Here is a 13,989-nt window from a genome sequence, read left to right on the forward strand (position 1 = left end):
ATAACAGTTAGTGGCTTATGAGCGAGAGTGAATTCGATGACCTAGTGCGTTAAACCTTATTCAATGGGCTTAACGCACGATGAATTAGCAATCGTTTATTAAAGTAACCAATTTATTTTAATACCCGCGCCTCGCTCGGGTCCGCCAAAGCCAACTGAATAATAGTATTGTTTATCTAATGCGTTGGTTAGAAATAAATCAACCGACAAATGCTGATTAGCAACCCAACGGCCACTAACATCGTATTTACTGTATGACGGTAAAAGTTCGGCACTAAAGTTGCCCGTATGTAAGCTTGTAGCCGTTGACTCGCCCACGTAATTTGCCGAAATATAAGTTGATAACTGCTCTGTCCATTGCCAGTTTAGATTCGCCCCACCTTGCCATTTAGGACGTCCAGTTAACAACTCTCCTTCACCTGCTTCAATATCAGCGTAGGTGACGTTAAATTGTAAAACACTATCGCTGGTTAAATGGTTAACGAGGACCAACTCAGCCCCTTGGGTTTCTACAGATGAACGGTTAACTAAAGAAAATAATTCTCCGTCAAAATCGATTAAATTTTTATAACGGTAATCAAATAATGAAAAATTAATATTTGTGCGTTCTGTCGTCCACTCAATGCCTATGTCGGCACTTTTAGCGGTTTCGGCAACCAATTCAGCATTGCCGATCATGTTATTGCCTAATGCATATAAACTCGGAAGCTTAAATGACTCCCCTGCGTTAGTAAAAAGTCGAATGTTGTCGCTAACTGGATAGTTTATGCCGAATTTCCACGTTGTTTGGTTATCATGATCTTCCGGCTTATCTAGTCGCACACCTAAAAACATACTCGCTTTTGCCAAGTCGATCCGTGTATCAATAAAGCCCGCCCAGTTTTTTCGAGTAAGTTCAAAGTCAGTCGGAATGTCCTGGCCAAACATGGTTAAATAACCTGAGGTTTGTCCGTCTTCATGTTTATAGTCAAGACCAGCATTTGCAGAAATATTGTTTATGGAAAGTGAATTTAACCAACGAAATTTGTTCAGAGTATAATCATTTGATGTGTATGCAGGAGGCGCCATAAAATAAGGCGAAATACCCGGTGATGTTAAATTATCTTGAGCGTGATAATGCTCTAAATGCAGCGCAGTTTGATAAGCATCATTAATGCTTATTTGATGGCGAATACTTGCGCTAGATGTTTGCCCTTTATTTTTTTCTTTAGTTTCATCTTGTGCAAATTCTGCCCCACCACTTTGGTCTGGAAAAGCATACTGCTTGTAGTCAGCAAAGCGCCAATTCAATTGTGTATTGCTAGTTTTAGTGAAATTAAAGTCACCATATAACGACAACTCAGCTAGAGTTTGACTGTCGCCATTAGATTGCTCATCAGTATCTATACCACTTAGGGCTAGGCCCCATGAATCAAATCCAGCTTTAACCGTGGCTGATTTTTGGCCATCAGCCATTAGACCTAACGATGTTTTCACGCCTTTTAGTTCTTTATCAACAGTAATAAAGTTAATCACACCTGCCAGTGCGTCTGAGCCATATATAGCAGATTGTGTCCCTTTAATAACTTCAACCCGAGAAATGAGATCTTTACTTAGCGAGGCTAAATCAAAACTACCACCACGCTCATCCAAAGGGTTATTCACTTGCACCCCGTCAATTTGAATAATGACAAAATTAGATTCTGCACCACGTAATGAAATGTCTTGAATATTGCCAGATTTTTTAATGTTAATACCTGGGACTTGCGCAAGTAAATCAAGAGCTGTGTTGCCAACAATACGAGCAATATCTTCGTTATTCAGAATAAACACGGTACTTGGCAAGGTACTTTTTTCAATAGGGTTGAGTTGACCGTAAACACTGATCGTTTCAATCGCAGCAGATTGATTGTCATTTGCCAATACGCTACCACTGATGAGTAATGCAATTGCAGTTAGCGTCGTATTTAATTTTCGAGGTTGCATAGATACACCTTAGGTCTATATCAGAAAACCAAGACCAGTTGCCACCTGCCTTGGTTTATTATTTGGTTGATCATTAAACGTTATATTTGTTGTGCGCTCGGTATCCGTATACACAAAAAAGAACAAAACACAAAAGCGGTAATATAAAGGAAGTTTGAATTGCAGGAATGCCGCTTAGTCGTTCACTACTATCAATCAACACGCCTTGTAGAGGTAGCATTAAAGCGTATAACAGCTTTCTTACAACCATACACAAAGTCACTTTTAATGCACAAAGTAAAACATTTCGCCAAAGACTAACATGGATTTATAAATAAATAAAAGCTTTTAAATATGATTGTAACTGCAGAAGTAACGACGCCAGATAGGCGTCAGTTAGGCATTATCGTTAACCCTAAAAAGTTTGCAGAAGCAATACAGGTGGCGTGATTGTAGTATTCGGAAATAAGAGCTATTTTTATTCCCCGAAAATAAAAATAGCGAAAAAGCTCCCCAATCAATTGATTTAACTCATTAACAAAAACACCTTATTCGTTAGTTAATAATACCAGAGCCAATGAATGATTGAAGTTTAGACGGGCTGCCATTGTCGTCGCCAGTTAATAAGTAAAATACCAAGCCAGCATCAGAGCAGTCAGCAATGCCTTTAGTGTGTCGTTTTAGTCGTTCGTGTAACCATCTTACGCTAGGATCCGGATGTTTTACCATCCATTGCCAAACAGACCAGTCATGCTCTGAATTCCAAAGTTTATTGGCATCCCATTTTGCGTTTTGATCTTGAATTAGCTTGTAGTTAAGACGATCACCACTTAGCGTGATAGCTTCTTTTATCGTGTGGTGTTTCTGAGCTGCAGCAACGGGAAATTTATCAAACTTAGCATCGCCTCTGCGCAAATGATTGTCGTTATAACCGCTATGCGACAGTACAAAAACATAGTTAAGACTGTCAGCCTTATCGAGCTTCAGTACCCGCTCAATGGCTCGATAAAAAAATTCAGCAGGCCCCATATGAACAAAATAAAGCGGGTTATCTTTTGTTGAAATTACAATTTGTTGAACTAAATGTTCAAGCGCTTTATTGGCATTGTTACTGACATCAAAAAATAGCTTAGGGTTATAATGCCACCGTGATATTGCACCATTAACCCCATCGGCCATTTCATTCACGGCAGTCGTATGGGGAGGGGCATCAATAAAATTATTATAAGAAAAGTGGACTACATTATTTTGAGCCTTAAGTTTTGCAATCATTGCTAATGCAACGGGAGTTCCGCCCCAGTCGTCAGGATCAGCTTTTGGCCACTTGTGTTTATCGTCGGCTTGGTTGTTGCCGTCGGCACTAATGGCAATACGGTAGTTGTTAAAGTTCCAGCCGGTCGTTTGCGCAATAACTTGTTTGAAAACGGATAGCAGCAATAAGCTGGCTAACAATACTAGTTTTAGCTTTGTGTGATAAAATTTGTTGCACATTTTGTTATACCTGCCTGTTAACTATTTTATTTAACAACCATTGCACTTTGTTTTCGACCCATGCTTGATGTGTTACCCATTAAGTTTTTTAATTTAAAATAGTGCTTGTGGATATCTTTAGTTTACTCAACCTTAAAAACCCTATTTGGTTCACATCCAAATGTAGATATTTAAATATAGATTATTTCAACTTTTTGTGTGTGATTTACTCGATGATGGGTTTACTGATTTTTTGATAATCTAGCTTTTGAAGGTGCGAGTTATTTAAGACAAAATTGCCCAGACGATAACTGCACTTGGTTTCTATTTTCACAGCTAAGGAGGCGTTAAACAGAAAATAATCTAAAATTTTTATGATTAGCTGCGCAGTTATTATTATGTTGATTTGGCTCAGTCGACTGTTCAAGCGTTGCCCTTTGAAGATAACTCAGTAGCTATTTTTCACCAATAGATCCGCATAAAGCTATTGATTAGGATAGATAATCGCCTAGCACCTTCCTCTAGTTAAATTAATAAAATCTCGACCTTATTACTGAAAAACCTTTGTTAAAAAGTAGTCGCAAATTGGTCTCTAAAGCGGTCAAGCGCTAAGCACATTATGGTCAAATATTCGATTTTCTAACTGTTGAGTTTGCCGCTCAATTTTTGCAAAGCAGGTTAGCGATAACGCTATACGATCATCAATTCAACAAAATTTTGGCCTCTAAAGCACATCATCAATATTAACGGTAAAGTGAGTTGCCGGTTTTAATTTACCAACGGATTTACGGCAACCTTTGAAGGATATTTACCAACGAGTGACTTCATAAAACACTACTAAATAAATATCCCACATGGTAGATTGTTAACTATTATCAATAAACAACGTATTTTATTAATGAATAATGCAGTAGATACGAATAATAAATAATTACCCGTTAAAATTATAAAAATAGGCAGCTACCATGAAGAACATTGTAAAATATTCCAAGCTGTTATCTCTCCCTCTTTTGCTCAGTGCATGTGGTGGTGATAACCAAGATGAACAAGTAAAACAAGCATCTCCCAATAACCAGAAAATAAGTGACGCGCAAATAATTGTTGCTGATTTTGAACAAGCCATACCAACTTGGTTAACGAGTGACAACGCCATTACCACTTTAGTTAATGGACAAGGAGTCTCGTCTGGCAACACCGCATTAAAAATTGACTTTGACGCTTCAGAACAAATGTCATCAATTACCATGCAGCCCGAACAAACTTGGGATTGGAGCAATATTGGTGATTTCAATTTAGCTGCCGACATTACAAACCCGGGCGACGTTTCTGTGCACTTGTATATTGTTGTTCGAGACAAGTCGGGCGCCATGCACCGACGCAGCGTGAGCATTCCTGCGCATTCATCGGCGACCTATTACGCAGAACTTAAAGGTCCGCAACTTGAGTTTGACAGTGGTTTACGTGAAGATCCACCGGCTTGGAATTCAACCGATGTAAAAATGTTTTGGCAAACGGGTCGTAAGAAAATTCAATTAGAGCAAGTTAAGAGCATTACTTACAACGTGGAGATGATGAATCAAGACAAAAGCTTGATTATTGATAATATTCGATTACGTAATAACCCCGAGATTGATCCCAATTACCTCGTAGGAATTGCAGATAAGTTTGGCCAAAACGCTAAAATAGAATTTCCCAACAAGATACACTCTGAAGCCGAATTAAAAGCATTAGCAGACAAAGAAATTGCACAGTTAAATGCTGAAGGCCCAATGGCCGATCGTTCGAAATTTGGTGGCTGGAAAAGTGGCCCTAAACTTGAAGCTACTGGCTATTTTAGAACGGAAAAAGTTGACGGCAAATGGGCAATGGTTGACCCCGAAGGCTACTTATTTTTCTCGTCGGCTTTAGCAAATATTCGCATCGCCAATACTACCACCACCACGGGTGTTGACTTTAAAGACGACTCTGTTCGGTATATCGACCCGAATGACGTAACCCCCGAAGACTCTTTAGGTATTCGTCCTGTTTCCAAAGCAGCGCAAAAAACGCGTTATGTTTCTTCAGATGTTCGTCATAACTTATTTACTTGGTTACCTAGCTATGATGATGATTTAGCAAATCATTATAGTTATCGTCGTTCGGTGCATAGAGGGCCTATTCATCATGGTGAAACCTTTAGCTTTTATCAAGCAAACTTAGAGCGACGTTACGGAGAGACACATCCAGATTCATATAATGAAACTTGGCGAGACATTACCATCAAAAGGTTTAAAAACTGGGGCTTTACTTCGACCGGTAACTGGACTGATGCAGAGTTTTACCAAATGAACCAAATTCCATATTTTGCCAACGGTTGGATTATTGGTGATTTTAAAAAAATATCATCCGGCAATGATGTTTGGTCCAAAATGCCGGATCCGTTTGATCCAGAGTTTAAAAAACGTGCTGAAATAACCACACAAGTTATCGCCGAAGAAGTAAAGAACAACCCTTGGTGCATCGGTGTTTTTATTGATAACGAAAAAAGTTGGGGAAATGTTAAAACCACACGCGGTCACTATGGCATTGTCATTCATACCCTGTCTGTTGATGAAGCCGATAGCCCAACTAAACACGAATTTATTCGACTATTAAAAGAAAAATATGCGTCTGTCACCGCATTAAATAGTGCATGGAATAGTACGATTGATTCATGGGAAACGCTAAGCAATAGTTATACAGTTGGTGAGCTAACAGATGAAATGGTTGGCGATTTTTCAATGCTATTAGAAGCTTATGCCACCAAGTATTTCAAAACAGTACATGATGCGTTAGAAAAAGTATTACCAAACCATATGTATATGGGGGTTCGCATGGCGCACTGGGGCAAAACTCCAGAAGCGATAAAAGCAGCGAAAAAATACGTTGACGTGATGAGCTACAATTTCTATCGAGAAGGTTTACATGAAAAAGCGTGGGGCTTTTTAGCTGAAGCTGATATGCCAAGTATTATTGGCGAATATCATATTGGCGCAACAAGTGATACAGGTCTATTTCATCCGGGCTTAATTCTAGCTTCAGATCAAAACGACCGTGCTCGTATGTATAAAGAGTACATGAGAATGGTTGTCGACAACCCTTATTTTGTTGGTGCACATTGGTTTCAATATTTAGATTCACCACTAACGGGTCGTGCGTATGACGGTGAAAACTACAACACAGGTTTTGTAACCATCACCGATGTACCTTATAAAACGATGGTTGACGCTGCAAAAGAGATAAATGAAGAGCTTTACCCGCGTCGCTTCGGTAAGCGCTAAGCACTAAACTCTATATAGAATCAACGTTTGTCAATGGCATACCCGATAACACGGCTATGCCATTTTTTTGGAGACTCAAACGTAGCAATACTCTAAATACACAAATAAATTCCATGACCCCAACAGGTTACCATCAAGTTATCCTGCTAAATAACCACGTTACCTTCCTTTCGTATCAGCTCTGTTTAATATCATTTAATTATCATATATAAACTTTGCTTTTCTTATGCAATCACGCATTGCGTTACTTTATGAATCTACGATTATTGAAAAGATTAGTAACCTATATTTATTATTATTTATTTTTCATCAACTTACCATTTACCTTCTAACCTGACTCGCAGCAATTAACTGAGTTAACCTATAGATTAGCGCCTGCGTTTTGATGTTTAACTAAAGCTAAATTTACAACCCACCAATAAAATTATATATAAATATTTTTATTCTTATTTAAAAGCCGTTAACGAGATGTTAATGTATTTTGTTGATTATATATTGTTGACAAAACACATTGTTGGTTTGCGTAGATAACGAACCGACTGACTTTATTTCATTTAAATAATAAGAGTAAAAACAATGAAATTAAATTTTGCTGAAAAAATTTTAGTGAGCGCCTTAGCCTTTAGTGGCTCGTTAGGTGTTTGTGCTAAAACACTATACGTAAGTACTAATGGCGATAATAATAATAATGGCTCTGAAAGTGCGCCGTTTGCAACATTTGCACAAGCAAATAGTGTATTAGCGCCAGGTGATACTTTGATTATTGAAGGTGGTATTTACCGTCAATCAATGACCATATCTAAAAGTGGCACTGAAGATAACCCAATAAAAATAAGAGCGAAAAATGGCGAGCAAGTTCTGATCAAAGGAACCAATGCCATTACAAACTGGACACATTATTCTGGCGATATTTATCAGGCTAATGTCCAAATGAATGTTGCCGCATCATTTAGACAGGTTTATCAAAACGATAAGCTTATGCAAATTGCTCGCTGGCCAAATGATGTCGACAATAACCCTTACACCTTAGATTCTTCGGTAGTTACAGGCAAAGGTACAACCAGCAGTATTCCTACAGAAACACTCCCTGAGGCAGATCTGAGTAACGCCTTAATGTGGTATTTAGGCCAACATTCAGGCACTAGCTGGACAAGAACGGTAACCGCTAATACCGAGAACCAATTGTCGTTTACTGAAATCACTGACCAATGGCCGTTTTCTAATCATTCTCCTGCGAAATGGACTGCAGGTGGTGGTTTTGGCCGCTTTTATTTGTTTAATCACTTTGAACTGTTAGATCATCCAAGAGAATGGTATTACGACGACGAAAGCCAAATTGTTTATTTTCATTCCACCAATGGACAAATGCCTGTAACTGGCGATATTGAGTACACTGCCCGAGTAAAAACTATCACCTTAAACGGGAATTATATCGATGTGGAAGGCATTGATGTAATGGGTGGATATATTCAAATCGCAGGTGACTTTAATCAATTTACTAAAGGTAAAGTTACCCACGCTCTTGAACGATATGCCAGCGTCGACGTGGAAAACGGATCGTCGATTTACGAAGGCTCTTTTTTAATCACAGGTCGAAATACGGTCATTAAAGAAAACGAGATTAAATTTGGCTCCGCAAATGCAATTGCTGTCGCTGGTTTTGGTGATCGAGGTGACAATACCGTGATTGAAAAAAACCGCATTCAGTACTTTAATACGCTGGGCATGCATACGAGTCCGATCCGATCCGCAGGCGATAACGTAAAAGTGCTGAAAAATACCATTTCAGATACCGCACGCGATGGTATTTATGTGGTCGGTACAGGCAGTGAAGTTGCCTATAACGATGTTTCGCGTACAGGGTTAATCAATAACGATGGCGGTCCTTTTTACACTGTGGGTAATGCTAACCTAAGAAACATTCACGTTCATCACAACTGGTTTCATGACGCTGCAATTAGTGATTTTCATGATAATCGCATCGCAGGTATTTATTTAGATAACGACAGTAAAGGCTTTTTGGTACATCACAATGTTGTCTGGAATATGCCTTGGAGTGCAGTGCAACTTAATTGGGATAATTGGGATAATCATATCTATCACAATACCTTTATTAATGTCGGTCAAGCGATGGGCGAGTGGATCAATAACCGTAACCCAAGAGACAACCGTGTATGGAATAACTTCAGCACTAACCTAGATTGGATTCATAGTGGAGCCTACGATTTAGATAGCAATATTATTGAGCAAGAGATTGAACAACTTGTTGATCCGAGTAATAACAATTTCATGCCCAATTCAAATTCATTCTTGCTTGATCAAGCGCGAACCATTGAAAATTTGGATAAACCCTTTACTGGCCCTGCACCAGATGTAGGAGCTTATGAACTCGGTGGAACCGCTTGGACTGCGGGTATTAATGCGATTGAAGATGTATGTGCAAGCTGTCCATCAAACCCCAATGATGATCCTATTTTTGAAAATGAAGGCCCATCGGAACCAGAGCCGACGCCAGATCCTGTAGAAGCATCGCTCAGTATTGTTGACCGTGACCAATATACCACAACAACCTTTACCACAGATGAAAGCTTAACCTTTACTGTTAATTATGAGGCAGGTACCGGCAACACAGTAACAATCTTCAATGCTATTCGCGGTGTACGCTTCTTTTTAAGAGAACTAACACCAAGTTATACGCCGGTGGCAGGAAAAGCCATTGTATTTGATGATGAGTCGGCCATTGGTCAACAAAACGGTACCGCCAGTGCAACATTCTCTTTAGCAGGCTTAACTCCTACCGCTGATTTACCCGAAGGACATTTTTATCAATTGCTAGCAGTATTTAGACCTAGTGGCGCCAGTAAAAATGAGCTCGTTACTGTTTACCACCTCGATATTGTTGCTAGCTCCGTTGAGGGTGACTACGACGGCGATAAAGACGTCGATATCAATGATATTAATGGCTTAGTTCGCGCCATCCAAACGCGCCAGTCGATTGATTTGGCTTTTGATATAAATGACGACGGTGTTGTGAATATTTTAGATGCTCGAGCAACGATGGCGCTGTGTACTCGAGCGCGTTGCGCAACTGAATAATGAACAACTACATTTTAATAACAAGGTAACATAATGAAAAAAACAATATTTATAATGATTGCATTAACTATGAGCTTGTCTGCTAGAGCGGGCTTAATAACGCTTGAAGTAAGTGACAACAATGTCAGTCTTGGCGATACACTGCAAGTGAGTGTTATCGGTAGTGGCTTTGACTTTTTTGACACGTTAAGCCTCGACGTTGAATTTGATACAAGCCTATTTTCTATCGACAATGTTGATATCTTTGGTGATATTTCGCCAGCACATGTTGGAGGGGACCTCATCGCCATTAACCCCTTTATTTTTAACCTCAGTGCACAATCGTTTGGGGTTGCTCTATCGTTTCTAGATTTCATTCCTTTTATCGGTGGCGACTTTGTTATTGCAACTTTTGACGTTACCGCTGTGGCTAATGGAACGTCAGACTTTATGCTAACGAATGTGCTTGCTGCAGACTTTATTACCCCGGTAGACGCCACGGTTTCTTCACAACAAGTAAACGTTTCAGTGCCTGAGCCTGCGACATTGGGCATGCTGTTTTTAGCCGCTATTGTGATGTTTGGATTACGTAAACGCGCGTAGCGAGTATTAATTAATAGACCATTATAAAAAGGGCGTTGGATGAATTATCCAACGCCCTTTTACGTTAAATCAAGGCTAAATTAACGCAAATAACTTAAATCAAAACTCACCGCCCTTTGACTTCAACTTAGCTAGGTATTGCTAGATGTTAGCTATGTTATTCATTCCATGCTGTCGCTATGCCAGACTTACGTATTTCGCTATATTGAGCAAGCATTTGCATCGCATGTTGTTTATATTTGGGGCGATTAATCAGATTTTTTGCTTCCGCTTCCGTTGCATTATCCTTTAAGTTAAACAAAGCAAGTGGCGTAAATGTTGTGCCTTTGCGGTTACTTTTCATGATGAGTTTCCAGTCTCCTTGGCGAAAAATTGTTTCGTTTCTATTACCCGATTGCAGCATTAAGTATTTTCGCGATTTAAAACCAGGTTTGCTTGTTAAAAGTGGCAATAAGTTATTTGAGTCAGGCGCTTGATTTTTATCTTGGTAATTTCCGATCGCCGCCCCTATGGTTGCCAATATATCTTGTACAACGACAGGCTCTTGGCTAAAACTTCCCGCTTTAACTTGTTCAGGCCAATGGACGATAAACGGTACCCTATGCCCTCCCTCATACGGGTCATTTTTACTGCCTCGATAACGACCACTGACTTTATGACCTGTTTTGGCCGTATCACTTATTCGTAAACCACCATTGTCGGACGTAAAAATAAATAACGTATTGTCTAAGGTATTCGTCGCTTTTAAGGCCGAAATAATTCTACCGACTTGCAAATCCATTTCCTTCACCATATCTAAATGTGATGAACCAGTAGTACCCGCCACCTTTACACCATCAAAATTTGTTGGTGGCATATGCGGTAAGTGTGCCATAGGGCTTGCGTAGTAAAGCATAAAAGGTGTTTCACGACGTTGTTGATGAATAAAGTCGACCGCTTTTTGCGAAATAATATTGCCGATGTATTCTGTTCGCCAGTGTGTATCTCCCATTCCAGCCCCCTTATCAGAGATCATTTTCGGGTGATAAACATTCTTGCTATTAATATGTACTATCTTCGAGTTAGCATCTAACGGTGCCCATATTTCATTCTCGTAGGCTAAGTAGATAGGTCCTTGAATGCCATCGGGCAACATAAAGCTATAATCAAATCCCATATCTTTAGGGCCACCAGCAACCATTTTATTAAGATCCACTTGCGGCAACGGTTTACTTTCGCCGCCTCGATAGAGCTTATTGCTATTCTTTAGTTTAAAGTCGCCGCCCAAGTGCCACTTGCCAACAAAGCCTGTTTTGTAACCTGCTTCTTGCGCCACTCGACCAATAGTAGGTTCATTGCGTGAAATAGCATTGGCTTGAAACATGCCCCATACGCCCCAGGGCGCATACGAACGATAATTGTTTTTACCACTCATTATTGCGTATCGAGTTGGCGCGCAAAGTGCTGTAGCGCTATGTCCATCATCAAACCACATCCCCTGTTTGGCTAACGTATCAATATTGGGGGTGGTTAAAACTGGCTGTTTATTAAGTACCTTTTCGGTAAAGTAGCTGATATCGCCCGAGCCAATATCATCGGCCATTACGACAACAATATTCGGACGTTTAGTATTTTCAGCATGCACATTGCCTATTGCTAAGCTTGATAGTATGGCCATGAGCCAAAATTTTCTAACGATTGTATTTTTCACTTTATTCCACCGTAATTGTCACACTGCTTTGGTGTCCATTTTTATAAAACGTCTCTTTTCTATTCGCTGCTAATGGGTATGCATCATCCCATGAATAGATAGTTATTGAGGCTTTGCCTTTTACTTTTGCTGTTACTTCACCAAATTTATTCACAGACAGCACTTTCGGATCACTCGATTGCCAAATAACACCTGTGCGCTTGGCTTCTTTTGGCGTTATTTGATAATTTAATTGCTGAGTTTCGCCCACTGACATGGTGATATCCGGAGATTCAATCGTAAGGCTTTTAACGGGGATGAGTTTATTGTTTTCAATCACCTGCCCTAAAAGATGATAGCCGGCCAATTGCTCTGGCGTTAAATGTTCGATAGCTAAGCCACTATAACGTTTAACACCAAATTTAGCGGTAATAACGGTGTCACCGACACGCTCAAGCGGATCGGTGCGTAAGTCGAAAAATCGCCCTTGCGGAAATTCTTTACTTGGTGCGTAGCGCTTAAATTCTTTATTGAAGGCGTAAATAATGCCTAAATCGTCGACATCTTTATAGGTATTGTTACCAATAAACCAGGTATAAATATGTTGTCTATGCTGCCCTTTTTTGCCTTTGGCCTGTTGCCAAAAACTAATGCCGTCGACTTGCTCGGCTCTTGGCATAGCGACATTAGCCGCATCGGCAATGGTAGGGTAAATATCAGTTAAATTAACTAAACCTTGATATGCTCTGTAACTGCCATCGTGACTAGCAGGGATCACGTTTGGGTAATTAAGTATCAGTGGTACATGCAGCCCACTGTCAGTATTCCCCCCTTTGCGACCAGGATAAATAGTACCGTCAGGTAGAATATGTCCAAAAACTTCTTTAGTGCCATTATCTCCCATCACGACAATCAGTGTATTTTCTCGCACACCTGTTTGCTCTAGTTTTTCAACGACTTTTCCGATAAGTTTATCGGCATATTCAATCATATCTGGAAAATAGAGCCTGTCGTCGCCACCTTGATTGTTGTATACCGCCTCTTCAGGAAAGTTATCGAATATAGCATCAGGCTTAGTATCAGGTGTGGGTTTATGATCATCATGCACTAGCATCATTGGGTAATATAAAAAAAAAGCTTTATCTTTATTTTTTTCAATAAAATTAAGGGCATGACGATTAACAATATCAGGTCCATACCAGCGTCTACCTGTATGTGGATCTAAGTCAGTTCGACCGTTGTAATTAACTTCTTTACCATTAACAACCAAATTAGGATTGATGAAACGCTGGCCCTCAGTAACAACATCAAACGCTACATATTCATCCCAACCAAACTCACTGATGTATGTTTTAGCTGGAATTTCCTTAGCGCCTCGGGTTTGTTTCCATTTACCAAAGAGCCCAGTGGCATAGCCTGCTTTTTTAAATGCATCACCAAAAGTGATATCTGAATGATGTTGAGATTTGGGTTTTAAATAGTTACGGTCATTTCGTTTACCGCTCATTAAAGCAATACGTGTATTTTCACAAATAGGGTAAGCGAATGCGTTATCAACACGTAAACCAGACTCTGCTAAGCTGTCAATATTGTCAGTACTGAAAATCCTATCAGTAAACTCACCATCAAAACTATGTAGCTTATTTGCACCATACGCCGTAACACCATAATGGCTTAAATCATCAATGAGAATTAACACAACATTGGTCGGTTTATCTATTTTTGGCGACTCTTTAGCAACTTGATGGCTATTACATGCCGACATTAAGACTGTAGTTGCCGCTATCGTCACGCCCCTTGCAAACCATTTATTCATTTATTGTTAACCTCAATTATTTGTTTATTATTAGTAAGTTCACAAGAACGTATTGGTTGATATCCCGTGCTGATCCAAGAGTTAATATCTGCTAATTGAAATTATATTAACTCA

7 protein-coding genes are annotated in these 13,989 nt (G+C 39.6%); 3 read left to right on the forward strand and 4 right to left on the reverse strand.

The genetic code is table 11. The features are described 5' to 3' along the window. Nucleotides 1-98 precede the first annotated feature (98 nt). Complete coding sequence (locus tag ACRRSQ_RS07410) at nucleotides 99-1,964, reverse strand: TonB-dependent receptor plug domain-containing protein (RefSeq protein ID WP_440875076.1); 1,866 nt, start codon at nucleotides 1,962-1,964, stop codon at nucleotides 99-101. Between the two features lie 534 nt (nucleotides 1,965-2,498). Further along, nucleotides 2,499-3,434 (reverse strand): hypothetical protein, encoded by a 936-nt coding sequence (locus ACRRSQ_RS07415; protein ID WP_440875077.1) that lies wholly within the window; start codon nucleotides 3,432-3,434, stop codon nucleotides 2,499-2,501. A gap of 944 nt (nucleotides 3,435-4,378) precedes the next feature. Between ACRRSQ_RS07415 and ACRRSQ_RS07420 the strand changes: the two genes are divergently transcribed. The 3 genes from ACRRSQ_RS07420 to ACRRSQ_RS07430 all read left to right on the forward strand — a co-directional run bounded on the left by ACRRSQ_RS07420 (nucleotide 4,379) and on the right by ACRRSQ_RS07430 (nucleotide 10,390). Next, the gene (locus ACRRSQ_RS07420; protein ID WP_440875078.1) at nucleotides 4,379-6,712 is read left to right on the forward strand and encodes a beta-galactosidase; all 2,334 of its coding nucleotides are present in this window, start codon (nucleotides 4,379-4,381) and stop codon (nucleotides 6,710-6,712) included. Between the two features lie 576 nt (nucleotides 6,713-7,288). Beyond that, on the forward strand, nucleotides 7,289-9,808 hold the full coding sequence (locus ACRRSQ_RS07425) for a right-handed parallel beta-helix repeat-containing protein (protein WP_440875079.1): 2,520 nt from the start codon (nucleotides 7,289-7,291) through the stop codon (nucleotides 9,806-9,808). 33 nt (nucleotides 9,809-9,841) lie between these two features. After that, nucleotides 9,842-10,390, forward strand: coding sequence for a PEP-CTERM sorting domain-containing protein (locus tag ACRRSQ_RS07430; RefSeq protein ID WP_440875080.1), 549 nt, complete (start codon nucleotides 9,842-9,844; stop codon nucleotides 10,388-10,390). Nucleotides 10,391-10,547: 157 nt separating this feature from the next. On the opposite strand, the gene ACRRSQ_RS07435 is transcribed toward ACRRSQ_RS07430, so the two are convergent. Further along, nucleotides 10,548-12,047 (reverse strand): sulfatase family protein, encoded by a 1,500-nt coding sequence (locus tag ACRRSQ_RS07435; protein ID WP_440875081.1) that lies wholly within the window; start codon nucleotides 12,045-12,047, stop codon nucleotides 10,548-10,550. Between the two features lie 34 nt (nucleotides 12,048-12,081). Next, a complete protein-coding gene (locus ACRRSQ_RS07440) occupies nucleotides 12,082-13,875 on the reverse strand; it encodes a sulfatase-like hydrolase/transferase (protein ID WP_440875082.1) in 1,794 nt (597 codons plus the stop codon). Nucleotides 13,876-13,989: the final 114 nt, after the last annotated feature.

Origin of the sequence: Thalassotalea sp. PLHSN55 (assembly GCF_052030545.1) — a bacterium.
Classification (GTDB): Bacteria; Pseudomonadota; Gammaproteobacteria; order Enterobacterales; family Alteromonadaceae; genus CANMXU01.